The sequence below is a fragment of the Anabaena azotica FACHB-119 genome (genome assembly GCF_014697625.1).
In the GTDB taxonomy this organism is placed as follows: Bacteria; Cyanobacteriota; Cyanobacteriia; order Cyanobacteriales; family Nostocaceae; genus Trichormus; species Trichormus azoticus_A.
The window spans coordinates 207,446-233,261 of the sequence record NZ_JACJSG010000003.1; the positions used below are offsets into that span (position 1 = coordinate 207,446).

The 25,816-nt window shown below is 42.0% G+C and carries 23 protein-coding genes and 3 pseudogenes; 18 read left to right on the forward strand and 8 right to left on the reverse strand.

What is annotated here, in order from left to right; genetic code table 11:
- Nucleotides 1-121 precede the first annotated feature (121 nt).
- A complete protein-coding gene (locus tag H6G83_RS03425; RefSeq protein ID WP_190466975.1) occupies nt 122-2,137 on the reverse strand; it encodes a DICT sensory domain-containing protein in 2,016 nt (671 codons plus the stop codon).
- Between the two features lie 1,199 nt (nt 2,138-3,336).
- Here H6G83_RS03425 and H6G83_RS03430 point away from each other — a divergent pair.
- Together H6G83_RS03430 and H6G83_RS03435 are read left to right on the forward strand one after the other, a co-directional pair.
- Complete coding sequence (locus tag H6G83_RS03430; protein ID WP_190466979.1) at nt 3,337-5,625, forward strand: amylo-alpha-1,6-glucosidase; 2,289 nt, start codon at nt 3,337-3,339, stop codon at nt 5,623-5,625.
- A gap of 211 nt (nt 5,626-5,836) precedes the next feature.
- Nucleotides 5,837-5,977 carry a hypothetical protein gene (locus tag H6G83_RS03435; RefSeq protein WP_190466982.1) on the forward strand — a complete coding sequence of 47 codons (141 nt, stop codon included), beginning with the start codon at nt 5,837-5,839 and terminating at the stop codon, nt 5,975-5,977.
- Here the strand turns inward: H6G83_RS03435 and H6G83_RS03440 are convergent.
- Nucleotides 5,974-6,192 (reverse strand): hypothetical protein, encoded by a 219-nt coding sequence (locus tag H6G83_RS03440; protein WP_190467050.1) that lies wholly within the window; start codon nt 6,190-6,192, stop codon nt 5,974-5,976. The genes H6G83_RS03435 and H6G83_RS03440 overlap by 4 nt on opposite strands.
- Nucleotides 6,193-6,208: 16 nt before the next feature.
- On the opposite strand from H6G83_RS03440, the gene H6G83_RS03445 reads away from it, so the two are divergent.
- A complete protein-coding gene (locus H6G83_RS03445; protein ID WP_242044397.1) occupies nt 6,209-6,907 on the forward strand; it encodes an SDR family NAD(P)-dependent oxidoreductase in 699 nt (232 codons plus the stop codon).
- Between the two features lie 66 nt (nt 6,908-6,973).
- On the opposite strand, the gene H6G83_RS03450 is transcribed toward H6G83_RS03445, so the two are convergent.
- A complete protein-coding gene (locus H6G83_RS03450; RefSeq protein ID WP_190466985.1) occupies nt 6,974-7,354 on the reverse strand; it encodes a hypothetical protein in 381 nt (126 codons plus the stop codon).
- A 122-nt stretch (nt 7,355-7,476) separates the two neighbouring features.
- On the opposite strand from H6G83_RS03450, the gene H6G83_RS03455 reads away from it, so the two are divergent.
- Nucleotides 7,477-8,196: a glutathione binding-like protein gene (locus H6G83_RS03455; protein WP_190466988.1), complete on the forward strand. Its 720-nt coding sequence runs from the start codon at nt 7,477-7,479 to the stop codon at nt 8,194-8,196.
- A gap of 384 nt (nt 8,197-8,580) precedes the next feature.
- A complete protein-coding gene (locus tag H6G83_RS03460; RefSeq protein WP_190466991.1) occupies nt 8,581-9,072 on the forward strand; it encodes an orange carotenoid protein N-terminal domain-containing protein in 492 nt (163 codons plus the stop codon).
- Between the two features lie 54 nt (nt 9,073-9,126).
- Here H6G83_RS03460 and H6G83_RS03465 read toward each other — a convergent pair whose 3' ends face one another.
- On the reverse strand, nt 9,127-9,462 hold the full coding sequence (locus tag H6G83_RS03465; RefSeq protein WP_190466993.1) for a hypothetical protein: 336 nt from the start codon (nt 9,460-9,462) through the stop codon (nt 9,127-9,129).
- 784 nt (nt 9,463-10,246) lie between these two features.
- Between H6G83_RS03465 and H6G83_RS03470 the strand changes: the two genes are divergently transcribed.
- Both H6G83_RS03470 and H6G83_RS03475 read left to right on the forward strand, forming a co-directional pair.
- A complete protein-coding gene (locus H6G83_RS03470) occupies nt 10,247-10,846 on the forward strand; it encodes an anthranilate synthase component II (RefSeq protein ID WP_190466995.1) in 600 nt (199 codons plus the stop codon).
- Nucleotides 10,847-10,849: 3 nt separating this feature from the next.
- Complete coding sequence (locus H6G83_RS03475; protein WP_190466998.1) at nt 10,850-11,617, forward strand: MBL fold metallo-hydrolase; 768 nt, start codon at nt 10,850-10,852, stop codon at nt 11,615-11,617.
- Here H6G83_RS03475 and H6G83_RS03480 read toward each other — a convergent pair.
- Nucleotides 11,614-11,760 carry a hypothetical protein gene (locus H6G83_RS03480; protein WP_190467000.1) on the reverse strand — a complete coding sequence of 49 codons (147 nt, stop codon included), beginning with the start codon at nt 11,758-11,760 and terminating at the stop codon, nt 11,614-11,616. The genes H6G83_RS03475 and H6G83_RS03480 overlap by 4 nt on opposite strands.
- Before the next feature lie 16 nt (nt 11,761-11,776).
- Complete coding sequence (locus H6G83_RS03485; RefSeq protein ID WP_190467003.1) at nt 11,777-12,997, reverse strand: FG-GAP repeat domain-containing protein; 1,221 nt, start codon at nt 12,995-12,997, stop codon at nt 11,777-11,779.
- Nucleotides 12,998-13,531: 534 nt separating this feature from the next.
- On the opposite strand from H6G83_RS03485, the gene pepP reads away from it, so the two are divergent.
- The 3 genes from pepP to H6G83_RS03500 all read left to right on the forward strand — a co-directional run bounded on the left by pepP (nt 13,532) and on the right by H6G83_RS03500 (nt 16,893).
- Complete coding sequence (gene pepP / locus H6G83_RS03490) at nt 13,532-14,842, forward strand: Xaa-Pro aminopeptidase (RefSeq protein ID WP_190467006.1); 1,311 nt, start codon at nt 13,532-13,534, stop codon at nt 14,840-14,842.
- 231 nt (nt 14,843-15,073) lie between these two features.
- Entirely contained in the window at nt 15,074-15,574 is a 501-nt protein-coding gene (locus tag H6G83_RS03495; RefSeq protein ID WP_190467009.1) for a thermonuclease family protein, read from the forward strand.
- A gap of 113 nt (nt 15,575-15,687) precedes the next feature.
- Nucleotides 15,688-16,893 (forward strand): RNA-guided endonuclease InsQ/TnpB family protein, encoded by a 1,206-nt coding sequence (locus tag H6G83_RS03500; protein ID WP_313934953.1) that lies wholly within the window; start codon nt 15,688-15,690, stop codon nt 16,891-16,893.
- Here the strand turns inward: H6G83_RS03500 and H6G83_RS03505 are convergent.
- Nucleotides 16,886-17,242 (reverse strand): annotated as a pseudogene (locus H6G83_RS03505) (response regulator); the annotation flags it as partial. The gene H6G83_RS03500 and the pseudogene H6G83_RS03505 sit on opposite strands and share 8 nt — an antisense overlap.
- Before the next feature lie 815 nt (nt 17,243-18,057).
- Between H6G83_RS03505 and H6G83_RS03510 the strand changes: the two are divergent.
- From H6G83_RS03510 to H6G83_RS03540, 8 genes and pseudogenes are all read left to right on the forward strand, one after another.
- Nucleotides 18,058-18,519 carry a hypothetical protein gene (locus H6G83_RS03510; RefSeq protein ID WP_190467012.1) on the forward strand — a complete coding sequence of 154 codons (462 nt, stop codon included), beginning with the start codon at nt 18,058-18,060 and terminating at the stop codon, nt 18,517-18,519.
- A gap of 488 nt (nt 18,520-19,007) precedes the next feature.
- The gene (locus H6G83_RS03515; protein WP_190467014.1) at nt 19,008-20,210 is read left to right on the forward strand and encodes an AAA family ATPase; all 1,203 of its coding nucleotides are present in this window, start codon (nt 19,008-19,010) and stop codon (nt 20,208-20,210) included.
- 70 nt (nt 20,211-20,280) lie between these two features.
- On the forward strand, nt 20,281-21,117 hold the full coding sequence (locus H6G83_RS03520) for a GNAT family N-acetyltransferase (RefSeq protein WP_190467016.1): 837 nt from the start codon (nt 20,281-20,283) through the stop codon (nt 21,115-21,117).
- Between the two features lie 297 nt (nt 21,118-21,414).
- The gene (locus H6G83_RS03525) at nt 21,415-22,374 is read left to right on the forward strand and encodes a threo-3-hydroxy-L-aspartate ammonia-lyase (RefSeq protein WP_190467020.1); all 960 of its coding nucleotides are present in this window, start codon (nt 21,415-21,417) and stop codon (nt 22,372-22,374) included.
- A 243-nt stretch (nt 22,375-22,617) separates the two neighbouring features.
- Nucleotides 22,618-23,331, forward strand: a complete 714-nt coding sequence (locus H6G83_RS03530; protein WP_199328303.1) for an alpha/beta hydrolase — start codon at nt 22,618-22,620, stop codon at nt 23,329-23,331.
- Nucleotides 23,332-23,443: 112 nt separating this feature from the next.
- Complete coding sequence (locus H6G83_RS34780; RefSeq protein WP_199328304.1) at nt 23,444-23,686, forward strand: hypothetical protein; 243 nt, start codon at nt 23,444-23,446, stop codon at nt 23,684-23,686.
- A 118-nt stretch (nt 23,687-23,804) separates the two neighbouring features.
- A pseudogene (locus H6G83_RS03535) lies at nt 23,805-24,473 on the forward strand (aromatic amino acid transport family protein); the annotation flags it as partial.
- Nucleotides 24,474-24,860: 387 nt separating this feature from the next.
- A pseudogene (locus H6G83_RS03540) lies at nt 24,861-25,478 on the forward strand (aromatic amino acid transport family protein); the annotation flags it as partial.
- Nucleotides 25,479-25,633: 155 nt separating this feature from the next.
- Here the strand turns inward: H6G83_RS03540 and H6G83_RS34935 are convergent.
- The coding region (locus H6G83_RS34935; RefSeq protein WP_206758979.1) for a hypothetical protein at nt 25,634-25,816 on the reverse strand (183 nt) is incomplete at its 5' end.

Sequence of the window (25,816 nt, forward strand, 5' to 3'; positions counted from 1 at the left end):
AACAGTTGTTAGTCAGTTATCAGTTATCAGTTGACAGTTATCAGTTATCAGTTATCAGTTATCAGGTTATTTCCACTGTCCACTGTTCACTGTTCACTGTTCACTGATAACTGATAACTGTCTATCGGCTCTTCACCTTCGACCGACTTTCCTCTTGGCTATTCTGGGCGATGGGGATGGTGAAATGAAACTGACTACCTTGGTCTTTGCCTGTGGACTCTGCCCAAATCATGCCGCCCCAACCGTTGACGATTTGGCGACAAATGGCTAAACCTAGCCCTGTACCGCCTGCTGTGCGCCGTAAAGCCCCCTCTTCTTGATAGAAGCGGTCAAAAACTATTTCTAGGCGATTTGGCTCTATACCGCGTCCTGTGTCGGCTACGGTGACTTCTACCATTTGACTGCCGTTGTGGGTGGCACTAATCTTAATTTCCCCTTGTTCTGGGGTAAATTTACAGGCGTTATCTACCAGTTTCGCCAACACTTCCACTAACCAATCCCCGTCTGCTCTTACCAAAGGCAAGTTTTCCTCAATTTGCGTTTTAATTGCGGGTGGTTTTTCTATTGTCGGCCGGGTGCGGATACGGCTGAGTGCTAAATCGATACATTCCTGTAAAGTTAAAGATTCAGGATGCCATTCCACTCGCCCGCTTTCTAAATTGGAAAGGGTTAAGAAATCCTGTACTAGCTTCCGCATCCGTTCTGAATCTGCCAAGGCGGTATTTAACATTACCTGCTGCAACTCTACGGGCATATCGGGTTCTGTCGCCAAACTTTCTAAGCACACTTGAATTGTGGATAAAGGTGTGCGGAGTTCATGACCAGTAATAGCTATTAAGTTGCTGCGGGTGCGGTCTAGGGCTTCTAGTTGCTGGTTGAGTTCTTCGAGGTTGGCGTAGGCTTCTGCTTGAATTAAAGCAGCGCCAATTTGGGTAGCGATCGCTTTTACTAAATCCAGTTCGCCTTGTTGCCATTGATGGGGCGGTAAGGAACAATAATGTAATTCGACAATGCCTAACAATCGCCCCTGAAATAACACTGGTTCGATTAACCAAGAACGAATCGCCAATTTTTTCGCCATCAAAGACAAACCAGGGGAATTCTTCACCCGATAGTCGTTCATGGTATCGCTGACACAGACACCTTCACCATGATTCACCACTGCTTGAAATAGGGAATTTTGCTTTAATTCCCAGGTTTGACCGCTAATTGAGACAGTACCAGGGGTTAAAAACTCATGTTCAATTACCGCTTGGGAATCCCCTGCTTGGGCGCGGTAAATTAAACAACGACTAGCTTTTAAATGTTGCCCTAACTCTTGGGCGGCGATTTGTAGCACTTGATGGGGGTCGAGCGATCGCCTAATTGCTGTACTAATTGAGTTGACTAAACGTTCTTTTCGTGCTTGTTCTGCGATTGAACGATAAGCCTTGTGTAATTTGTACTGACTAGCTTGCAGGTAGGTAACTAAGCGCTGCACAAAGGGGTCAGTGTCAATATCACAAGCGTATTCAGTCAGGGCTTTACTAGCAGTGTAAACTTTCGTCTCGCCAATGCCAAATCGCTGACAAGCCTTAGCTACTTTTTTCGCCAAATCTGGTCGATAAACCAAAATCCTCTCTAATAACAATTGAGCCGCTTTGATACTCACTCCTCGTTCTGAAGTCCAAATACCTTCAAATCGCCGTCCTGCGTCCATATCCAGACCCGGAGCTAACTCTGGTATTGGCGTTGGCTTATTTTTAGCGATCGACCCACGGCTTTCCCTACATACCAAGCAAGTAGCATAATTATCAGCAATTACCACCAAATGCCACTCTTGACTCAAAGCATCACTAGGCTCAAATGCTACCTTTTCATAGTATTCTGAGCTATTGGCAAAATCCGTTTCCGGTGCAGATAAGACGTATATTTGATTACTACGCTGTGCCAATCGCTGATAGCGATGAGCCTCTTGACGATAGAATCTCTCTCTTTGAAAGCTAGCAATCACTAAAGGCTGGTCTAGAGTTGCAGCCAATACCTGATCTTCCATTGCATGGGAAAGGGCCGTCAATGAAGCTTTGAAATATAGCTGGGGCCGCAGGTAAGGTAGGGACTGTAGCAGATCACTCAGCACGGAAGTTGAAATGCTCATGAATATCTTTAAGGAAGCCCAATCTAAAACAAGATTCACATCACAGCTGCATTGTACAAATTACAACGAACTTTCAGGTAAAGTAGACTGTTGCAATATTTGACACTCCCCGAAATAGAATTTCGGGGATTCTTGCCTCGCTGCGCGACGCTAGCGCGAACACAGGGAGATCCAAAATGCCCCAAGGAATAATCCAGAAAGCAACATCTCAGATTACTTTACCCTCCGCAAGCATACACCGACTGCCCGACGGCGAAAAATACTTTGCCACCCATTTCGAGACAGGTTCCTCCCTTTCGGCGAGACTCTGCCTGTGTTGTGGACAATTCGATTCTACCACCATCACGACCGAATAAATTCGGTGCGGCAGTGCGAACAATCGCGCTTGCTTCGGAAAGCAACTGCCTCACCCAAAGGGTCATTCGCGCTTTACCCCCACCTCAAGGGCATATGAGGTACAAAACTTATTGGTTTTGTGCCTCATACTTGGGGGTAAAGCGCATCACGACTCGTAAATAAATTTAAGTACCACATCGATCAAGGTAGGAGACAGGATGCAGGAAGTAACTGTTACTACTTAGCATTCAAGCTGGGATGTCCTAACCTATGTGACTACTGCTATAAATTTATTTGCAGATTTAAGAACATAGTGTCACTAACAGACCAACAACAGCAATTAAGTTTTCGTCTAAGCTTCGATTAATTGGAAACTATAGACAGATCATAGCGACTTTGGTCTTTATCTTAAGTTTTGTTTATCCAGTTACTGGCATCTTCATCGTTTCCCAAATAGCTTACGAGTCTTGATGCGTAAAGCCCCCAAGGAGGATGAAGACAAATTAACGCTCATTACTTATGAGTCAGCAGCCTCAGCTTTAAAGAAAATAATTTTGTATCTTAGTTGAGTAATGTGTAATTATTCAACTTTTGATGCTTGGTGTTTGATTTAGGAGTAAATCGCCTAGAAGTCCCCATTTTTCAACCTTGACTTAAAATTTAAACAGTATAAATTTATAAAAATTTGTAATTAAGTTCAACTTCTGCCCTTCTGTTAAAAATCTTGTTCAACCTTTGAACAAATTCACACCAATCAAAAAACCTTCTTCCCCAATCCCCAATCCCCAATCCCCAATCCCCAATCCCTGTCTACAATTAAATACGATCGCAAAAACCAGGCTTAATATACGGAATTTTGGCTGATGACACCGGATACTCTGACTACCCCGGATAAAATCTTATTGGATGGTAAAATTTTTATCCCTGCCGAGGAATTGCCCATACCAGAGTGGCCTTGTGTGGTGAGTGAAAGACCACAACCAACTCTGACGGTCAAGGATGATGATTTATTTTTGGTCACAGACACGATGGGGAATATCTCTGGCTGTTCCCTAAATGATGGTAATCCTAGTATGGGGTTATTTTGCTGTGATACGCGATTTCTCAACCGTTTGGAGTTACAAATTGATGGGCGATCGCCTGTGCTTCTCAGTAGTAGTGCCGAGAAAGGTTTTGCCCTGTCGGTATTGTGTACCAATCCTAGAATCGATGACCGGATGAAGGCTGACACCGTAAGTATTCGCCGGGAGTTGGTACTGAACGGTGCTTTATTTGAAGAAATCGAGGTCGCTAATTATAGCACAACTACCGTCACTTTTGAACTTAGTATTAGCTTTGATGCTGATTTCGTCGATTTATTTGAAGTCCGGGGTTATGGCAGAGATAAACGGGGTAAACTTTTACGCTTAGTAGAACCAACCTCTGAGGACGGAGGAAGTTTTCATAGTCACGATACAGCACCTGTACACACCCAGCATACCCACAAGGAAGAATCGTTAACCTTAGCCTATCAGGGTCTAGACGGCTTGGTGATGGAATCGCGCATCCAATTCCAGCATCGTCAACCTGATGATTTTAAAGGCTACACTGCGATTTGGCGTTTAGAATTACCAACCCACGCCACCCAAAAGTTAGGCTATCGGGTAAATTTGTTTACCAACAACCAATCTAGCTCCAATGTGAGTGCGGCTGTAACTCTAGTCCAAGCCAAAGCCTCGGAAATGCTGGAGGAACAGAATTGGGTACACAAAATTACCAATATTCGCGCCGATAAAAGTAACTTCAATCAAGTGATTGAACGTGCTGAACAGGATATGTATTTGTTACGTCAGTCCTTTGACAAATATAAAACTGTTTCTGCGGGTGTACCTTGGTTTTCCGCCTTGTTTGGGCGAGATTCCATCATTACAGCTTCCCAAACCCTGATGCTGAACCCGGAAATAGCTAAAGAAACCTTGATGTTGCTGGCGGCTTATCAAGGTAAACAAGATGATGAGTGGCGCGAAGAGGAACCAGGGAAAATTCTTCACGAGTTGCGCCTGGGAGAAATGGCGCGATGTCAAGAAATTCCCCATACGCCCTACTACGGTACGGTAGATGCCACTCCCCTGTGGTTGATGTTGTATTTTGAATACTATTCTTGGACGCATGACCGGGAAACCCTAGAACAGCTATGGCCCAATGCCTTAGCGGCGATGGAGTGGATAGACCGGAATATGCAGCCAACAGGCTATCTCACCTATCAGCGCAGGTCTAAACGTGGTCTAGATAACCAAGGATGGAAAGATTCTGGTGATTGTATCGTAGACCGCAAGGGTAATTTAGCCAATGGCTCGATAGCTTTGTGTGAGGTACAAGCTTACGTTTACGCCGCAAAAATGCGTCTGGCGGAAATTGCTAGGATGAAAAAACGCCTTGATTTAGCTGAACGTTGGCAAGATGAAGCCAATAGCCTCAAGGAGCGTTTTAACGCAGATTTTTGGATAGCAGACCAAGGTTTCTGCGCTTTGGCTTTGGATGGGGCGCTGATGCAGGTGGATAGTATTACATCTAATCCTGGTCATTGTCTATTTTTGGGGATTTTTACACCAGAGAAAGCTTATAGTGTGGCAGAACGTTTACGCGCCCCGGATATGTTTAACGGTTGGGGGATTCGCACTTTAAGTAGCTTGTCCCCGGCTTATAATCCGATGGGTTATCACATTGGTTCGATATGGCCTCATGATAATTCTTTAATTGCGATGGGATTGCGATCGCTCGGTTTAATCGACCAAGCTTTAGAAATCTTCCAAGGTTTGTTCGACATGACAACTCAGCAACCTTACCAACGTCCCCCAGAACTATTTTGCGGCTACGAGCGTAACGGCGATCGCTCTCCTGTACAATATCCTGTTGCTTGCACACCCCAAGCTTGGGCTACTGGCAGTATCTTTCAACTACTGCAAATGATTGTTAATCTAGTACCCGATGCGCCAAATAATTGCCTAAGAATTATCGACCCCGCATTACCAGAGTCAATCAATAAATTGTCATTGCACAATTTACAAGTCGGTACTACCGTTTTGGATTTAGAATTTGAACGTTCTGGCGGTACTACCGCCTGTCGTGTAGCGAAAAAACGCGGCAATCTGCGGGTAGTAATTGAGGCTTAAGGTTAAGATTTTAGGTTGATAGCCTTGCCAATTTTTTAAATCCGGGTTATACTTGATATAAGTAGATAGCCCATGCAAATTTGAGTGCCAATAACCGAAAGGTTAAAAACTCGTTTTTGTTTGGGCTATTTGCTGTTTGTTTATACTGAAGCCTATTTTTACTCCTTGTTTGAGTTGGAGCCAGTTACCGTCGTTTATCTCCAACTAAATCATGTTGAAAAAAAATTTTCGTCCAAGACGCACCAGCGAAAAAGCTGCTAGTAACGCGGGTAAAGTTCTGCGTGACCCTAACTCTACTCCAGAGCAAAGGTCTGCGGCTGGCTCTGCGCTAGTTCAACGGAGGTGGTCTTAATTCTGGCTTTTCAGGTCATGTGGAAAAGCTAACGCCAAACCTAACCCCCCAGCCCCCTTCCCTACGTTCGCGCGGCGTGCCGAAGGCAGGGAAGAGGGAGAAATTAAAGCCTCTCTCCTTGTAGGGGAGAGGTTTGGAGAGGGGTTTTTTAACCGCCGATAATAAAGTCCTGGCCAATACAGACACAGAGCAACAGCAAATGCTATCTGAGGCATATACAATTCCAAGAAAATGTTACCTATGCCAACAACAGCCTTAATAGTAGGAGCAGGTACTGGGCTGAGTGCGTCGATAGCTCGCCTGTTTGCTCAAGAAGGATTTAAAGTAGCTTTAGCAGCTCGGCAAATAGATAAACTTGTGCAGTTAAGTAGTGAAATTGGAGCAGTGAGTTTTGCTGCTGATGCTACTAAAGCAGAGGAAGTCAAGCAGTTATTTATTGATGTTGAGCATAAATTAGGTTCCCCCAACGTTGTTATATATAACCCTAGTTGGCGGGTGCGGGGGCCGTTGATTGAGCTAAATCCTGAAGATGTAGCGAAAACCTGGGAAGTTTCTGCTTTCGGCGGCTTTTTGGTAGCCCAAGAAGCTGCTAAAAGAATGTTGCCACAAGGTGGTGGTGCTATTTTCTTTACAGGAGCTTCCGCCAGCGTCAAAGGTTATCCTCAGTCAGCACCGTTTGCAATGGGTAAATTTGCCCTACGTGGTTTAGCTCAAAGTATTGCCAGAGAACTAGCACCTCAGAATATTCACGTAGCACACTTTGTTATAGATGGTGCGATTCGCTCCTTATCCCGCCTTGATCCAGCAGACAACCCTGATAGTACACTAGACCCGGATGCGATCGCTCAAACTTATCTCAACATCCTCCGCCAACCTCGTAGCGCTTGGACATGGGAAGTAGAACTGCGTCCTTGGGTGGAAAGATTTTAGGTCTATCAGTGAACAGTTATCAGTTATCAGTTATCAGTTATTTAGTTAACTGTTCACTGAAAATACCTACTCCCCAACCCCACCAAATTGTTTCTGCAACGCCAACCAATCCTCAGCCTGCATAATTAATTTGGAAACAGGTAGGCGTTTCCACTCGCCGTCTTGTTTTAGCAATATCTTTTTATGAGCTATTTTTACGTCTTCAGGTGAATTGTAACTGTAGATGCGTTGTGGCCATCCTAAAGGGGTGTGAATGATCAACTGGTTAGGTTGAATGGTGACATAAGGCTGATGCCAATATCCCCAGCCCAGCAAGATGATAATTGCTCCAATGATGATGCTAAAGGTGAAGTGACCTCTCAGCAGGAGAATGCTACCCAAAACTAGATTTAATAAGCCTAATGGCATGAACAAATAGCTCACAGTTTTGTTGTAATGCAGTCTCATTGTTGAGTTCTCATTTGCTCATAGATTTTTCTGATCAAAGATAACAGCCTGACAAAGCAATAGTCAGGCGTGGAACAGGGCAAAATTTCGGTGCAAAAACAAACATAATCGGAGAGATAACCATGATTGACCTTTACTATTGGACTACGCCAAACGGTCACAAAATCACTATCTTTTTAGAAGAAGTCGGTTTACCTTACAAAATCATTCCGATCAATATCGGTGCTGGCGACCAATTCCAGCCAGAGTTTCTGAAAATTTCTCCCAATAATCGTATCCCGGCAATTGTTGACCATGAACCAGCAGATGGGGGTGAGGCAATTTCTGTGTTTGAGTCTGGTGCTATTTTGCTGTATTTGGCAGAAAAAACCGGGAAGTTGATTTCTCCAAATTTACGCGATGGGCTACGCCCCGCCATAGGCGATCGCACAGAGGTTTTGCAATGGCTATTCTGGCAAATGGCTGGACTAGGGCCAATGGCTGGACAAAATCACCACTTTAATAGATATGCGCCAGAAAAAATTGAGTACGCCATTAACCGCTACGTCAACGAAACAGCACGTTTATATGCAGTCCTCAATAAACGACTTGCAGACAGAGAATTTGTCGCTGGCGATTATTCCATTGCCGATATCGCCGCCTATCCTTGGATTGTGCCACATGAAAGCCAAAGTCAAAACCTAGACGATTTCCCCAACCTCAAGCGCTGGTTTGAAGCCATCAAGACACGTCCGGCGGTAATTCGCGCCTACGAGAAGGCAGAAGCCTTTAAAAATCAAGCATTGGATCTCGAAAAATCCCGCAACCTGTTGTTTAACCAGTCAGCAAATACAGTTGTGTGAGGGGCTGGGGACTGGGAGAGGCCAGGGAGCAGGGAGCAGGGAGCAAGGGAGAGGAATTTTCCCCCCTGCCCCCTGCACCCCGCCCCTCTGCTTATTTCTCTCCCCCCACCCCCCCCACTCTTTCAAGGGCAGGCTTTTTTTATTAGACAAATTTTTGGGCTTTTAAAACCAAAATTATTGTCTGAACAGTTAAAACTACGTTTCATAATTGAGAATATTCTCAACTATTTATCGAAGGTTTAAAAACCTGCCCTTGAAAGCCCCCCCCACTCCCCACTAACTCTTCTTTTCGATTAAGCTACTTATACCCTGGGTAGGGTTAAACACCTAATTCGTCTTTGTTACGGTTGCTAGTGACATTGATTAATAGCAACCGCAATCATTATGACTTTTACACAAACAGGCGACCAAACTATTCGTGAACAAGTCCAAGCTTGGCAGAAGCTGGATACAGACGAACAGCTTGCTTTATTTTGGTTTGTCTACAAAGAAATGGGCAAATCTATTACACCAGCCGCCCCGGGTGCTAGCACTGTTTCTCCAGAAATTGCCGAAAGTTTATTCAATCAAGTCAAGGAATTAGACGAAGAAGCGCAATTACAATTACAACGCGACTTGATTAACAATGTAGATACTCAACTAACCCGCGAATATGGCTCAGTTGGCGATACCACTAAGCTGCTATTCTGGTATCGTTTATCCCAAGGTATGGATGAAGGCACTATCGTTTCTTTCCCTTCTGACTACAAACTTTCTTCACAATCCCAACAACTGTTAGAAAGAATTAAGGGATTAGAGTTCCAACAGCAGATTACTCTCTTCCGTGATTACGTTTCCCCAATGGGCGCGGAAGCAAAACCAGGTGCAGAAATTTAGGCTTACACTGAGTTTGTAGTAAGGACTTGAGTCCTTACTACAAATATTTAATAGTTACGCAAACTGTTGATACTCTAGAAAAACAGAAATATTACCATCATATTTGTCTATAATTTTATCTGCAATTGCTTTTATCTCAGATAAATTACTATTATAACAATCTATAAAAATTCCCCAATCATCGTCATGTAGGCTGAATAAACCCATTCCTGAAACAATTGACCTAATTTGTTGATGGCTCGTGATTTCTTCAGTTTCAATTGTTTTATTACTAGTAAAATCAAGAATATTTATCGGTATATTTAATGTTATACTAGCAATTTCTAGTGGCTGGTCTTGTATGCTGAATTCACCAAATTGAAAAGTTGTCATTTTTCTATCACTACGCATTAAATATAGTTACCTACTTGTATAAATTCATAATGAATTAAATCTAGCTTTGGGCAATGATGCCAAAGCTTAAGCAAAGACATTTAACTAAATTAATCTCTGGCAATGAGGAATCTTTTTACCCAGGGTTAATTTAGGTTTAATGAACATAATCATAACTATAGATTAAGCCGTAGGGAACAATGTAAAAATTAACAAAATGCAAAAAGTGCCAGTTGTGCATCTGGCTACAGGACTCATATTTGATTTGTGAAATATAAGTAGGGCGTGTTAGTGTCAGCGTAATGCGCCTCGCCCAGAGCTTTTGGTGTGTTAGGCATAAGTCATAACGCACCCTACTGGACTGGCAAGGCTAAAATGTGGCAATAGGTTTGGATAAATTTGAACGCAGATGAACGCAGATGAACGCAGATGAACAAGATGATAGATTTTTCGCTAATGCACAAGTTTAGGCTTGCCACGCCACTACTGGCGTGGCAAGCTTAAAATGTTGCATTAATTAACCACAGAGACACAGAGGTTAGAGAGGAAACTTATTGCACTATTTTAGCCTTGCCACGCTACTACTGGACTGACACGACTAAAATGATGCAATAGATTTTTGAGGTATTGATAGAAACCAAGATTTTTGATGTTTTCTAATGCACTATTTTAGCTGTGTCAGTCCACTACATAAGAAGGTTGACAGTTAACCGTTAACCGTCAACGATCAACAAACCTTTACAGAGGCTTCAATCTGGTGAAAACTAAACATGATGAGCATAATAACCTGGAGCTATAAGCGGTGATTATAGTTATTGATAATTACGATAGCTTTACTTACAATTTGGTGCAGTATTTGGGGGAACTGGCAGCTGAGTTTCCCGTGGCATCAGATATACAAGTTTTTCGTAACGATAAAATAACCTTAGAGGAGATTCGGGGATTAAATCCTGATGCGATCGTCATTTCTCCTGGGCCTGGTCGTCCAGAAGATGCGGGTATATCTTTGCATCTCATTCAAGAACTCGGCTCTAACCTACCGATTTTAGGCGTATGTCTGGGACATCAAAGCATTGGTCAGGTATTTGGTGGTAATATTGTCTCTGCTCCAGAGTTGATGCACGGCAAGACTTCTCAAGTAACTCATACTGGGGTCGGGGTTTTTCAAGGATTGGAAAATCCAATGCTTGCTACCAGATATCACAGTCTGGTAATTGACCGCCAGACTTGCCCCGAAGTGTTAGAAATTACTGCTTGGGTGGATGATGGTACGATTATGGGGGTGAGACATCGGAACTATCCGCACATTCAAGGAGTCCAATTTCACCCAGAGAGTGTTCTCACATCTTCAGGAAAGCAGTTACTGCGAAATTTCCTCCAACAGTTACAGTTAAGAGATTAATTAATGAAAAGACGACAGTTGTTAGGCTATGCTGGGGCAGGATTAGCCACAGCTTTTGTCTCTACCCTGGGATCACATCTCCAAGCTGATGCCCAATCTAGCGGTTTAGGGGTGCAGTGGTTAGGTCACACAAGTTTTCTATTCACTGGCGGCGGGACGAGGATTCTAGTCAATCCCTTCCGCACAATTGGCTGTACAGCGCGTTATCGTCCACCAAAAGTTACAGCCGATTTAGTATTAATTAGTAGTCAATTGTTGGATGAAGGGGCAGTTGATGGATTACCAGGTAATCCTAAACTTGTATATGAACCCGGTGCTTACGAGTTTAAAGGTATAAAACTTCAAGGAATTTCCATAGCCCACGATCGCAAAGGTGGGAAACAGTTTGGCATGAATACGGCTTGGAAATGGACACAAGGCGGAGTTAATATTCTACATTTAGGTGGCGCGGCTGCACCCATTTCTATCGAACAAAAAATCCTCATGGGGCGACCTGATGTCTTATTTATCCCTGTGGGTGGTAGCGCCAAAGCTTACAATGCTCAAGAGGCGAAGCAAGCAATTGAGGTATTAAATCCCAGATTGATTATTCCTACCCATTACCGTACACAAGCTGCCGATCCTGCGGCTTGCGATATCGCCCCACTAGACGAATTTCTGTCCTTAATGCAGGGTGTACCTGTGCGTCGTAGTAATAATGACAGTATTAATATAACTTCCGGCAATTTGCCTGATAGTAGTACGATTCAGGTTGTGAGTTACAAGTTTTAGTTGGGGACTGGGGAATGGGGGAAGGGGGAAAGGGGACTGGGGACTGGGGACTGGGAAGACAAGCTAAATAATTCTTCACCCACTCCCTCATCTCCCTCATCTCCCCCATCTCCCCCCACTCCCTCATCTCCCTCATTCCCCATCCCTACAAACTAATTTCTAGGCAGTATACCACTCTGAAGTTAGAGAATCAGCGATCGCAGATTCGCTGGCTCTAGTTCCATCCATAGTCCAGAGAGTGTCTGTACCATTTGTCTGATCGCGCCAGTAGATGTCAGTCTTACCATCGCCGTTGTAATCGCCCAAGTATGGCTTAGAAGCGGCGTTATTGCTAGCGAGGAAGGCTTCACTGCTAACGTTTCCACCATCCATCAACCAAGCGGTATTTTCGCCTGTTGTACCATTGTGCCAGAAGATATCGGTCTTACCATCACCGTTGAAATCGCCGATGCTGGCAGTCCAATCAGAACTGAGAGTATTTAATGTACTTTCAGTAACGAAGATACCATTCATTGTCCAAATCTTGTTCTCTCCGGTGCTAGAATTGCGCCAGAGGATATCTGTTGAGTAATCACCGTTGAAATCGCCAAGGGTGTAATCCCAACCTGCGTCTTGTGATTGTAGATCGTACTTGCTGGCTTGTGCGCCATCCATGAACCATACGCTATTTTCGCCTGTGGATGTATTTCTCCAGAATATATCACTCTTACCGTTACCATCGAAATCAACAATAGTAGCAGTTAAGCCGGCATCTGTAGTATCTAAAACGTTGGCGCTGACAACGGTTGTACCATCCATTGTCCACATAGCATTTTCACCAGTGGTGTCATTATGCCAGAAAATATCAGTCTTGCTATCGCCATTAAAATCGCCAATACTAGCATTCCAACCTGCATCAACCGTATCTAACTTGACAAAGCTAGAAACTCTGGTTCCATCCATTAAGGCAATGTCATTTTCCCCTGTGCTGTTATTCCGCAACAGGAAGTCTGTCTTGCCATCATTGTTAAAGTCACCAATTTTATAAGACCAACTGTTGAGGTCATACTGTCCTAATGAAGCTTCTTCTATAGTGTTTGACCCATCCATTAACCTAATTTTAATTTCACCTGTTTCAGTATTTACCCAAACTTTATCGGCTTTACCATCGCCGTTAAAGTCAGGTGAAATTGCTGCGCTGGTTAAGTAAGGATTAGGATTCGGATTTTGATTGCTTTGTGGATTTGTGAACAGTGAGTCAGAGGTTGTTGTTGCTGAACTACTGTTACTGCTATAACTGTCGATTGTTAGGTCATTTGAAAGCGATTTTACTAAGTTGTTTGATTTTTGCAAAGATAAACCAAATGCGTCTTCTCTGTTCGCGGTGTTTGTGTCTGGCATGATAATTTTTTAAACTTCTTCTTTTCAAAGTTTTAACTGATATCAGTCTATTGTTTCTGTTATTAAATAACATTTTTTAATTTTAATTATTGCAGTTTCATCACTTTAATTTTCTGGAATTATCAAGATTTCAATATATTAAAACTGCTTTTATTTTAAAGATTTTTTAGATATTTTCAATATGAAAATGAACAGTTATATAAAAATTAATTTATAAAATATTATGTCAATATATGTAGACAATAAAAATGTATTTTTATCATAGTTTTTGATAAAAATGTTGTTTGAGAACAGACAAGGCTAAAATATAAATATTTACCCATTTAAAAATAATTATTTTTATATTTGGGAAGTTGGTATCAAGATTTCCTAACTTATTTAGAGTTAATATGATACCTACGAAATTACGACTGGTAATTATTCAATTTATCCTTGCTAAAATACTTAAATTAGCCACTACAGGAAGATGGTGAAATGACGATTTATTATTGTCAAAAAGTGTAAAATAAGACGATAAAAATTAAAAGAACACTTATGCAGGCAGAATATCAGCAGCGTCGTGAGCAATTAATGGCAAAAATCGGAAATGGGACAGCCATTTTTCGTAGTGCGCCAATGGCAGTAATGCACAATGATGTAGAATATACTTATCGTCAAGACAGCGATTTTTTCTATTTGACAGGGTTTAACGAACCGCAAGCTGTGGCTGTGTTAGCGCCACATCATCAAGAGCATCGGTTTGTGTTGTTTGTCCAACCCAAGGATAGAGAAAAAGAGGTTTGGACTGGTTATGTGTGTGGGGTAGATGCAGCTAAAGAGATTTACGGTGCGGATGAAGCTTACCCAATATCGGAATTAGATGAAAAATTACCCCAGTATTTAGAAAAAGCCGATCGCATATACTATCACTTGGGACGCGATCGCAATTTTAATGACCAAATCATCAGCCATTATCAAAAACTGCTGCGGACTTACCCCAAGCGGGGAACAGGGCCAACAGCGATAGAGGATACAAGCACAATTCTGCACAGTATGAGGCTGATTAAAAGTAAATCAGAGTTGGTGCAGATGCGTCAAGCGGCAGCGATCGCCACTGAAGCCCACAACCGGGCGATGCAGTTCACTGAACCGGGACGTTTTGAGTACGAAGTCCAAGCGGAAATTGAACATATATTTCGCCTGCGCGGTGCAATGGGGCCTGCTTACCCGTCAATTGTGGCTTCCGGTGTGAATGCTTGCGTTCTCCACTACATCGAAAACACCCGTCAGATGCAGGATGGAGAATTACTATTAATTGATGCTGGTTGTGCATACGGTTATTACAACTCAGATATTACCCGCACCTTCCCAGTCAGTGGTAAGTTTACGCCAGAACAGAAGATATTATACGAAATTGTACTAGAAGCGCAAAAGCAAGCGATCGCTCAAGTACAACCGGGAAACACCTTTAAATCTGTGCATGATACCGCCGTCCGCGTTCTCACGGAAGGTTTGGTAGAACTCGGTATTCTCCAGGGTGAAGTGGATAAGATAATTGAGGAAGAAAAATATAAACCTTATTATATGCACCGCACCAGCCACTGGTTAGGGTTGGATGTCCATGATGTGGGGGTTTACCAACACGGTGAGGATAAACCACAGATTTTACAACCAGGTCAAGTGCTAACAGTGGAACCGGGATTATATATTGTACCAGAGACAAAATTAGCAGAAGACCAACCACCAACAGACCCGCGTTGGGTGGGAATTGGTATTCGCATTGAGGATGATGTTTTGGTGACACCTACAGGAGGTGAGGTATTAACGGCTGGAGTTCCCAAGGAAGTGGCTGAGTTGGAAGGTTAGGGGATAGTTGACAGGGGACAGGGGACAGGGGACAGGTGACAGGTGACAAATGACAGTTGACAGTTGACAGTTGACAGTTGACAGGTGACAAATGACAGTTGTTACTCTCCTCTGCTCCCCTGCTCCCCTGCTCCCCTGCTCCCCTGCTCCTCTGCTCCTCTCCCCCCACTCCCCCCACTCCCTCATCTCCCCCAAGTCCCCTGCTATAATTAAAAGCCGATAATAGATGAAATGAATAGGTTGATTAAAAGAATACTGATTTTAGTCAGTTTAGGGATGATTGTGCTTTGTTTGATGGGATGCGATGAGCTAAGGTCGCGCTTTTTTGGTGCGACTGGGGACTCGGTGGAACGGGTTAGTGATGGTGATACCTTAGTTGTGCGGGATGGCGAGGGGAAAAAGGTGACTGTGCGCTTTGCTTGTGTGGATGCGCCAGAAATCGCTCATACTAATAAACAGAAGCGAAGTAGACGTTCTAGCGATCAGCTACGCTGGGCGGAACGCCATCGCAATCAGTTTAGTTGGGGTGTGAAAGCACAAGAACGGGTGCAGCAATTGGTGCAACTCTCAGGCGATCGTGTTACTTTGAATATTACAGATAGCGATCGTTATGGGCGTAAAGTTGCCGAAGTGCGACTAAAAGACGGTTCCTTGGTACAACAAATATTATCTAGTATAAGCCAGAAGACTCCCGCTACAGCGCTTTTGCGGTTAGCGGGAGATGAATGGTGATTAAAAACGAGACACCCCTGGAACGAAATCGAGCGTAGCGAGATTAGTGCCAGGGCTATTTGAGTTTTTAATAGTAAATATGGTAATCTCCTTGATAGTAACTCGGTCAATACATGATAGTTTACGAAGCAAAAGCAGAAACAACAAAAGAGCAGTTACTCAAAGTAAATGAAGCTTTGAGAACTGCTCTTTTTGTTAGGAACTCTTGCTTGCGCTATTGGATAGATGGTCATGCAAAAACGGGTTACGACTTGAACAAGTACACGAAAGTTCTGTCAGATAATCCTGCATTTCCTTGGGTATCAAAGTTGAACTCATCTGCAAGGCAGGCAATGGCAGAACGTGCCTGGGCAGCAATTGCACGGTTTTTTGATAACTGTAAGAAAAGTACAGACGCGATTAATCGCGTCTGTACAAGCAAGAAGGGATTTCCTCGGTTTCGTAAACTCCAAACCAGAGCATCTGTTGAATACAAACAAAGTGGTTGGTCACTTTCAGGATGTCGCCAATACATAACATTCACAGATAAGTTTGGGATGGGAACGATGAAACTGAGGGGAACTCGTGACTTGAATTACTATCCACTAAAACAGATAAAGCGAGTCAGAATTGTGCGTCGTTCAGATGGAATATACATCCAATTCTGTATCGACCATGAACGAAAAGAACAGTTAGAACCCACGGGTAAATCTCTTGCTCTTGATCTTGGACTCACTCATTTCTATACAGATAGTGATGGCAATAAAGTCGAAAATCCCAGGTTTCTCCGCAAATCTGAGAAGGTACTAAAAAAGGCACAACGCAGATTATCTCGTTGTGCCAAAGGCTCTAAAAATCGTGCCAAAGCAAGAAATAGATTGGGCAGAAAACACCTGAAATTGCAACGCCAGCGTCAGGATTGGTGCGTTAAAAAAGCACTCTCGCTAATTAAGTCGGCAGACTTTGTGGCGTATGAGAATTTGCAGGTACGGAATATGGTGAAAAACCACAAGTTGGCGAAAAGTATCTCTGATGCCAGTTGGAGTATCTTTACTCAATGGCTGGAGTATTTCGGCAAGGTGTATGGACGAGTTGTTGTTGCTGTGTCACCTGCGTACACGAGTATTGATTGCTCAAATTGTGGACATCAAGTTCACAAAACTCTCAGCACCAGGACACCCTACCCCAAGTGCCAGTTGCGTAAGTCCTGCCCTACTCTTGACACAGCTGATAAGCTGAATTTCGGTAAAAATTACCACTTAATATTTTTTGTATTACTGCTTCTAACTCTTCAATCATGTATGGTTTGCAGAGGTATTCATCGAAGCCAGCCCCCATAATTGCTTTTTGATTTTCTCTAGTAGCTAAAGCTGTGACAGCTACTACTGGAATGTCCTTAGTTAAAGCTTCTTGCTTAAGCTGGCGTACAACCTCAAGCCCATTTAAGGTTGGTAGCAAGATATCTAACATAATTAGATCAGGTTGATACTCTTTTGCCACCAACACAGTTGCAGAACTGTCTTTTTGACATATGAATCGACAGCCAAGTGACTCAAGCGCATAACTAATCAGCAATAAGCTGTCCTCATGATCTTCAACTGCCAAAACTAAAGGCTGCTGAGAGTATTGCTTCCTTCCATTACTTATGAATGAATTTGTTAAATACATTTCTTCTCCAGAAGATGCCATTAGGATTTCCTGTAATTCTTATACAAGCAGGCAAAATATCAGTTAAGAGTAGAGCTAACTTTTCCCAGTGGCTTACATTTTGCCGTTGCTAAGTTACACACTTTTGTTGAACTAGCCAACAGGTACAAGAATTTCACTTTGGTCAGTTGAGCATATATCTATGGATTGATTATACGCAAACCTACAGAAATATTTCCCGCTTACTTTATGATAACTCGTTATACAAAATCTGGTTGTACTACGCCATCCTTGGTATTATTGATTTTGCTTTAACTAAAGCTACATTGTTTTCCCGTAGAATCTCTTTGTCAGCAAGTACTAAATTTTCATTTTAAATACCTAAGTACTGTTTGCAGTCAGTAGTAACAGCTAGATTACTACCTTAGTCGTTGCATTTCTGTAGTGTATGTAATACAATGCTACTTATTGAGAAAATAGTGTAACGAAGATGGCATAGCGAAAATCAACCGAGCTTTATATTTGTAACTAGTTTACTTGCCACATTCCTCAGCAAAAATACACGTAGGTAGAGTTAGCCCTTACAAAGAAATGATACGTTACTTCACAGATAATTACTTTTTTCAAACAAGTTAGTTTCCTATAGTTTACTTTTGTTGGTGCAGCCTCTAATTGCGATACGCTAGGCTCACCTTTGCAATTATTCAAAAAGGAACAATGATTTACGGCTGATTGTAGACCATTGTCAAATCTCAGGAACATTTGGCAACTTGGCAATTCATATAGTAGTGAGCATCATCAGAAAAATCAACATTGAGAATTTCTAGAATTTTGTCATTTTTCAGCAAAATTACACGATGGCAGAAGCAAATAATCGCTATCAAACAATTAGCGAGATAGAATATCTAATTAATCAATTTAATAACTGTACCTTACCGCGTAGCCAGTGGAATCATTACGCTCATTTAATTGTTGCGCTTTGGTATCTAATTCACTACGAGCAACAAACAGCAATTAACTTGATACGTGACCGAATACAGCGATATAACAGGGCTATGAATATTAACACTACTAAAAATAGTGGCTACCATGAAACCATAACATTATTCTGGATTTATCTGGTTAGTTCCTATTTATATACCAAAACACCCAAAAATGCGGCAAGTAATTCTTTATTAAATCTAGCTAATGATTTAATTCATATCTATGGTGATAAAAATCTGCCTTTAGAATACTACAGTCGAGATTTATTAATGTCGTCAGCATCCCGACAAAGTTGGGTAGAACCTGATTTAAAGCCGATAACAGTATATATATAATTCATGCCTGATTTTTAAAATATAGGCATCCGATTTGATGATTGAATTAGTTTGTGTAGTCAGGGAGCAGCAGAACTTACGCAACTAGCACTTGGGGTAGCACCCTAAAGTTAGTTTGATGATAACACTTGCATGAGTCCTAAGTAGGTAATAACATTTTTCCATAGGCAGTGAATTTCTTCAAAAATCGAAGAGTTCTATATTTATGTATGGTGGGCATTGCCTACTAAAACATTGATGGTAATTATATAGATAAAACCAAAAATGCAGTATTTAGTTACAAAATATAAATTTGTATGATTTTTAATCATATAAAACTATAATTTTAATTTAGGACTAAGAATCAATTTTTAAAATATAGCAGTCATCATATAGGTTAGTGCATAAATGAATTATAAAATTTTGATAACAAACAGATTCTAAGCCTCTCCCCTGTCTCCTCTTCCCTATCCCCCTCTAAATAGAACGCATTCACTATCTAGGCAAATATGGAATTTGATTACTTTAGAAGCAACGATAATATTCAGAATAATCAAAATCGTCAAAACTTACTAGCTAGTGGTTGGCGACCACTACAGCGAGACTTAGACTGGGGCTTTTTATGGCAACTACTATCTAACGATTCCCAGGAATTAACTCAAAGGTCTTTAAATATCGCTAGTAATTTGGCGGAAATTTTAGGCAGAAATAATTATGCTTGGTGGGCTAATTTATTAAGTTTGGTATCGGAAAATACCCGCTACGAAATTGAAAAATATTGGAATTATATCACCCCTGATCCACAATCACCAGACCATCGCTACAAAGACATTATAAGTACAGAAACACCAATACTGCAATTTGTTAGCCGTAACAGCATTCCTATTGATTATGTTCTTAATCGACTGCAAGAAATTACTGTTTTGCGTCTCTTGGAAGTATTGGGTCGTCCTGATATCATCACTCAATATCACTCAGAAAGAGAGTTTTATTACCCCGTAGAAAAGTTTATTAATTGGGAACGTATAGATGTTATTAATACGGTTTATGCTTATTGGTCAAAACACGATGTTTGGCTGCAAGCGGAAACTTACGATCGCGGACGGCGACAATACACTTTAATGTCTAGAAATATCTCACCATTAGTTAACAAAGCCACTCAAGATTTAGCTGTGATGCTGAGTGGATATCAAAGTCGTGTGGGCAAAGTTTTCAGCCAATTTCCCATCCGCACTTTTCCCGCAGATATTCAAAGCTTCACAGATACAGTCCAGCAAGCTATTCTCAATCAAAATCAGCTAGCGGTTGTAGTCCACGGGGAACCAGGAACAGGAAAAACAGCCTGGACACAAGCGGTAGCTAAAGAAATTCTAGTACCTTTAGGGTATGTGATTTTTATTTTGGATCACGATGCTATTACTAACTTTGTTCCTCCAACTTATTTAGAAAGAATTTGCATCATCATCAACGAAGCAGATAATTTAGCCCAAAATCGCGCTTTTGAAGTGGCTCAATATAGCAACAAAACTGAGCATATTTTAAGTTTATTAGATGGTACTTTATACCAAAGTGTGATTGATGAAGCTGGGATTCATCTCAAGCAGCGTTTAGTTGTTTTGATGACTTGCAATACTACAGAAAGATTAGATCCAGCGATGTTGCGTAAGGGAAGGGTAGATTTAATTTATGAATTTACCCAGCGATTTGTCTAGTGTTGAAAAGCAGCATAAAACAAATCATTTCAATTGAAATAGCACAATTCTAATGGTGGTGATAGTTTAGATGCAGGTTCATAGATTTACGGACGCAAATCAATTTTATCAACGGGTAAAAGACTACTTGCTGCATCAGGAAGCATTACATAATTTGTTGTTGGGAATGTGTAATGAGTTGATGCAAAATTCAGGTAATTCTGAAGAGTTACCTTATTTAGCAACTGTAGAACAAGAAGATAATATTGTAGTTGTGGCTATGAAAAAGCCGTCGGGAAATTTAGTATTATCGCCAACTCATGATATAATAGCTATTGATTTACTTACTGAAGATTTATATTTATCATTCCCATCATTGCCTGGAGTCATCGCCCCTACATCCGAATCAGATAAATTTGTATTAGCTTGGCATTTACTGACTAATCAAGCTTACAAATTAAAATTGGCATTACGAGCTTTTCAACTAGAAAAAGTCCAGCAAATTCCCTCCACTACTGGTTATTTACGCCAAGCTGTACCAGAAGATAAAGAACTTTTGGTAAGCTGGGGTCAAGCTTTTGCTTTAGAAGCGCTTGGCGAAACGATGTTAGATGCTGAACTTTGGGCTGAAAGGATTTTAAGAAAACGTAAAGCTTATTTATGGCAAGATGAAGTTGCTGTATCTATTGCCTGTGGCGGTAAATCAACACCTAACGGTGCGCGTATAAATACGGTGTACACTCCACCAGAATACCGTCGTCGGGGTTATGCTAGCGCTAGTGTAGCGGCGTTGAGTCAATCTCTACTCAACCAAGGAAATCAATTCTGTTTTTTATTTACTGATTTAGCTAACCCCACATCTAACCATATTTATCAAGATATAGGCTACCAACCTGTGGGGGATTGGCATCAATATTCTTTCAGTTAGAATCAAAAGCAAATATCTTTCACACTCTATAGGACTTACGCAAGTGTCATAATCAAACTAACTGTAGGGTGCGTCAGCCCTAATAATTTTGTACACATTTATGAATTTTCCACATCTGACGCTCCCTACTAGACTGTCTAGACTAAATTTGTGCATTAGCAAACTCTTGTGGGATGGGCATCTTGCCCGTCCAGTGCAGGCAAGATGCCTACACCACAAGAAAATTTTTTGCAACATTTTAGCATTGCCACGCTACTACTATTGTACCAGTTGCGTAAGCCCTGTACTATATTATTAATGTCTCAATCTAACTTTGTCAGTATAAATGATATTCAAGCCGCCCAACTGCGTCTTGCTGGTATCGCTCATCGCACACCTGTATTGACTTCTCGCACTGTCAACGATCGCACTCATTGCGAGGTATTTTTTAAATGCGAGAATTTTCAACGTACCGGGGCTTTTAAGTTTCGAGGTGCTTATAATGCACTTGCACAACTATCACCCGCACAGAAAAATCAAGGTGTGTTGACTTTTTCATCAGGAAATCATGGGCAAGCGATCGCTCTAGCTGGTAAATTACTCAACATCCCGACAACTATTGTTATGCCTGATGATGCACCAACAGTCAAGCAAACTGCTACCAAAAGTTACGGTGCAGAGGTAATATTATACAATCGTCAGCAAACTAATCGTGAAGAATTAGCCCAAAATCTAGCAAGCGATCGCGCTTTAACCCTCATCCCTCCCTACGATCATCCTCATGTCATTGCTGGACAAGGTACAGCTGCTTTAGAACTGGTGCAAGAAGTTGGTGAATTGGACTTGCTATTGGTTTGTTGTGGCGGTGGGGGATTAATTTCCGGTTGTGCGATCGCCGCTAAAGCTCTGTTACCCGATGTGCGCGTTATTGGGGTAGAACCAGCATTAGCCGATGATGCAACTCGTTCATTTTACACCAAAACCCTACAAACCGTCAAAAATCCCCAGACAATCGCCGACGGTGCGCGGACTCCCAGCCTGGGAAAGATTACCTTTCCTCTAGTCTTACAATACGTCGATGATATGGTGACAGTCTCAGAGCAAGCAATTAGTCGCACCATGTTTTTCCTGTGGGAAAGGATGAAAATAGTTGTTGAACCCACTGGAGTTTTAGCCGCAGCTGCTTTACTGGAAGATGTAGTGACTGCGCCCGGAAAGAGAGTGGGTGTAATTATCAGTGGGGGAAATGTGGATTTCTTGACATTCTCACCGCCCTAAAAATGCGGTAATTCTTTCCTTGTCGCTTGTTGCTTCACCATAAAATTAATATAGCAGTAGCCACATAGGTTAGGACACTGAGGAATCACAAAATCTTTACAATCAACGGGTTTTGAACCTATCATCTGTCCCCTGCTATATTTTCGGTTTGCTAAATTACTTTTATTTTATATAATTTAAGCGGAATTTTCCAAGTTTAATAACTTTTGGAGAATTTTTGCCTTTAAATAGTCAGATAAAATTATGAAATTTTCCTCAAAAATAAAATATAATTTATTAGCAATATTTGCTAGCTTGCCAGCAGTTTTGGCAAGTGGAAATATTAGCCTTGCCTCCAGCTTCAGCCCCCAACCTCTTTACTCATCAATTAATAGCTATAAAACAACTATTACTACTAACGGAGATGACGCAGATATTTATTTTCCAGTCATTACCAGTTCAAATCTCAATCGCCAGAAAACTCCTATTGCTTTACTGTTACCAGGATCACGTGTTAATCCGTCAGAATATTCCCAATTTGCCAGTATTGTAGCTAGTTACGGTTTTACAGTAGTTGTTCCGAAACACATCCGTTCCCTGCCAAATTTTGGATTTACTGGATTAGTACCAGAAACATCACAAATTAATGATGTTTTAGATTTTATGACCACAGAAAATTATAATCCAAGTTCCCCGATTGCTGAGACTCTCGATGTAAATAATTTCGTATTAGTAGGTCACTCTTTTGGTGGTGCAGTTGGTCTAACCGCCATTGACAATTCTTGTATTTACCCCCTTTGCGAAGAAGAATTTAAACGCCCGAAACAGCTACAAGCAGCAGCTTTCTATGCTACGAATACAGTTGTAGGTACAGGTCAATTTCTGCCAATTAGAAATAACGGGATTCCCATAGCTTTAATCCGAGGAACGTTAGACGGTTCATCAATTACTCCAGAAACAACACAAAAAAAATTATGAATTAATCCAAGCCCCTCCCAAAGCATTAATTACAGTTGAAGGTGCTAATCATTATGGCATCACAAATAATAATAATCCTGCTGGTGCTAGACCAGACCCTAACACACCTACCTTGTCCCAAAAAAAATCTATTGAAACTATCGCTCGGTGGAGTGCGCTTTTCTTGCGGGCTTATGCACTTGATGAGAAAGGTGCTTTAGATTATGTCAATAATACAGGTGATGCGTTAGATGAAAATGTTACCGTAGTAAGTGAAGTAAGGGCGGTATCAGAAAGTAATTCCGCGTGGGGTTTGCTTTTAACTACATTGTCATTCACTGGTTTCTATATCAAAAAGAAACAGAGGAATTGTTGATTGCTGTGATTTTTTGTTCAGTTGCTTTGGAAATATGAAATAATTGACTCTCACCGGACTAAAGTCACGGTGATTCAAACTGTTGTTCCGCGCTGAGGCAAATTACGAATTATTTCTCATGAGCCATCAACCAGAATCACGCTTGTTTTCCCGCCTCGAAATCGATGGGAACAAATTAACCCATCAACCGGGTAGCGTATTAGGCAGTACGGCATTAGTTGCAGGAACAACCGTCGGCGCTGGTATTTTAGCATTACCTGCGGTGACAATGCCTTCTGGGATTGTGCCGTCTACCGTATTGCTGATAGCTATTTGGTTATACGCCCTCATTTGTGGACTGTTAATTGCCGAAGTCAGTTTAAACTCCATCCGGCTTGAGGGGCGGTTGAGTGTCGGCTTTTTGGCAATGGTAGAAAGTACCCTGGGGAAATTGGGGGCGAGAATTGCTGGTGGGGCATATCTGTTTCTGCATTATGCTTTACTTGTAGCTTATGTCACCCAAGGCGGAGAGATTTTAATTTCTGCGATCGCTCAATTTTGGGGGATATCCACACCGCCTACATGGCTTGGGGGAACAGTATTTACCCTCCTATTTGGCAGCATTTTGTATTTTGGACGAGAAAAGTTTGTCGAAAAATTGAATAGTGCTTTTGTTGCCATTGTGATTACGTCATTCTTCGGACTGCTATTTTTAGCCGCAGGACAAGTTAAAAGCGGACAATTTTTAGTCCAAGATTGGGGTGCGGTGGGAAGTGCTGTATCTGTGATGTTGGTAGCACTTTTTTACCGAAAAACTGGGTTTAAAGCCCCGCCCTAGAAGGGCGGCTTTTGTGGTAGTATAACTAATAGCGGTAAAGCGCACAAATAAAAGACGAAGTAGGTCAAGCGGACTGCTCCTGATCCGGAAAGACAGGTAGTATAAATCCGCGCATCTTGTACCGCCACTTGCTTTATGCCGGGAAACCCGTCCAACGCAGTGGCTGACAAATGTGGGAGTAAACGCAGAAATTAAAAACCTTTTCAAACGCGGTCGGGCAGTCCGTGTGAGCTTGTGGACGTATCCAAACGGAGAAAGTTGAATACTAGTATTCAGATTTCTAGAGAGGACGGATGAAGCAAGAATCCTCCCTCCGGGACGCTAACGCGAACGTCTCTTTAGAGCGAGGAGTGTCAACATAACGTTGTGCCTGTAGTGGTAACGCAATTAGAAGGAGATAGTCGCAAAATTCGCCAATCTATTTTCTGGGGTTCAGCAATTCCTCTAATTATGTTCTTGGCGTGGAATGCGGTGATTTTAGGCAGCGTCACCCCAGATGTAGTACAAAATGGCGTTAACTTTGACCCATTGCAGATTCTCCGGGCTGGTGGTGCGGGAGAATGGTTAGGGTTATTGGTGTCTATCTTTTCCGAATTTGCGATGGCGTTCCGCCCAGCGTAGCTGATCGCTACATCATTTATTGGCTTTGTTTACGGCTTACTAGATTTCTTTCAAGATATTTTTGTAGTTTCCCCAAGTGAACCAAATAAACGTTTATCACTTTATTCGCTGATCCTATTACCTCCCATGAGTTTAGGCGCAGTCAACCCGCATATATTCTTCACAGCCTTAGATTTTGCTGGCACTTTCAGCATTTCCATCTTAGGCGGCATTATCCCCGCCTTGATGACTTGGAAACAACGCCAATCAAATCATTTTCAGCAAGTTTTAGTTCCAGGCGGACGTTTAACGCTGATAGCAATGATTGGTGTGACATCAGTTCTCATCATCAAACAACTTTTAGGTGGCGAGTAGGGAGTGAGGAGTCTGACTTTTCACGGCATCTGGAAGACCTCATTTTCATTCCTCTCTCCTTGTAGGAGAGAGGCTTTGATTTCTCCCCCTTCCCTTGTAGGGAAGGGGGTTGGGGGGTTGGGTCTGACGTTAGCTTTTCCACATAACGTAAAAAGTTAGGTAGATGAATGAGTAGTTGAGGTGGATGAATGAGTAGTTGAGGTGGATGAATGAGTAGTTGAGGTGGATGAATGAGTAGTTGAGGTGGATGAATGAGTAGTTGAGGTGGATGAATGAGTAGTTGAGGTGGATGAATGAGTAGTTGAGGTGGATGAATGAGTAGTTGAGGTGGATGAATG

Bases quoted from the DNA above. Each gene is read 5' to 3' on its own strand.
- H6G83_RS03425 (WP_190466975.1), bottom strand. From the start codon at position 2,137: ATGAGCATTTCAACTTCCGTGCTGAGTGATCTGCTACAGTCCCTACCT.
- H6G83_RS03430 (WP_190466979.1), top strand. From the start codon at position 3,337: ATGACACCGGATACTCTGACTACCCCGGATAAAATCTTATTGGATGGT.
- H6G83_RS03435 (WP_190466982.1), top strand. From the start codon at position 5,837: ATGTTGAAAAAAAATTTTCGTCCAAGACGCACCAGCGAAAAAGCTGCT.
- H6G83_RS03440 (WP_190467050.1), bottom strand. From the start codon at position 6,192: ATGCCTCAGATAGCATTTGCTGTTGCTCTGTGTCTGTATTGGCCAGGA.
- H6G83_RS03445 (WP_242044397.1), top strand. From the start codon at position 6,209: ATGTTACCTATGCCAACAACAGCCTTAATAGTAGGAGCAGGTACTGGG.
- H6G83_RS03450 (WP_190466985.1), bottom strand. From the start codon at position 7,354: ATGAGACTGCATTACAACAAAACTGTGAGCTATTTGTTCATGCCATTA.
- H6G83_RS03455 (WP_190466988.1), top strand. From the start codon at position 7,477: ATGATTGACCTTTACTATTGGACTACGCCAAACGGTCACAAAATCACT.
- H6G83_RS03460 (WP_190466991.1), top strand. From the start codon at position 8,581: ATGACTTTTACACAAACAGGCGACCAAACTATTCGTGAACAAGTCCAA.
- H6G83_RS03465 (WP_190466993.1), bottom strand. From the start codon at position 9,462: ATGCGTAGTGATAGAAAAATGACAACTTTTCAATTTGGTGAATTCAGC.
- H6G83_RS03475 (WP_190466998.1), top strand. From the start codon at position 10,850: ATGAAAAGACGACAGTTGTTAGGCTATGCTGGGGCAGGATTAGCCACA.
- H6G83_RS03480 (WP_190467000.1), bottom strand. From the start codon at position 11,760: ATGGGGAATGAGGGAGATGAGGGAGTGGGGGGAGATGGGGGAGATGAG.
- H6G83_RS03485 (WP_190467003.1), bottom strand. From the start codon at position 12,997: ATGCCAGACACAAACACCGCGAACAGAGAAGACGCATTTGGTTTATCT.
- pepP (WP_190467006.1), top strand. From the start codon at position 13,532: ATGCAGGCAGAATATCAGCAGCGTCGTGAGCAATTAATGGCAAAAATC.
- H6G83_RS03495 (WP_190467009.1), top strand. From the start codon at position 15,074: ATGAATAGGTTGATTAAAAGAATACTGATTTTAGTCAGTTTAGGGATG.
- H6G83_RS03500 (WP_313934953.1), top strand. From the start codon at position 15,688: ATGATAGTTTACGAAGCAAAAGCAGAAACAACAAAAGAGCAGTTACTC.
- H6G83_RS03510 (WP_190467012.1), top strand. From the start codon at position 18,058: ATGGCAGAAGCAAATAATCGCTATCAAACAATTAGCGAGATAGAATAT.
- H6G83_RS03515 (WP_190467014.1), top strand. From the start codon at position 19,008: ATGGAATTTGATTACTTTAGAAGCAACGATAATATTCAGAATAATCAA.
- H6G83_RS03520 (WP_190467016.1), top strand. From the start codon at position 20,281: ATGCAGGTTCATAGATTTACGGACGCAAATCAATTTTATCAACGGGTA.
- H6G83_RS03525 (WP_190467020.1), top strand. From the start codon at position 21,415: ATGTCTCAATCTAACTTTGTCAGTATAAATGATATTCAAGCCGCCCAA.
- H6G83_RS03530 (WP_199328303.1), top strand. From the start codon at position 22,618: ATGAAATTTTCCTCAAAAATAAAATATAATTTATTAGCAATATTTGCT.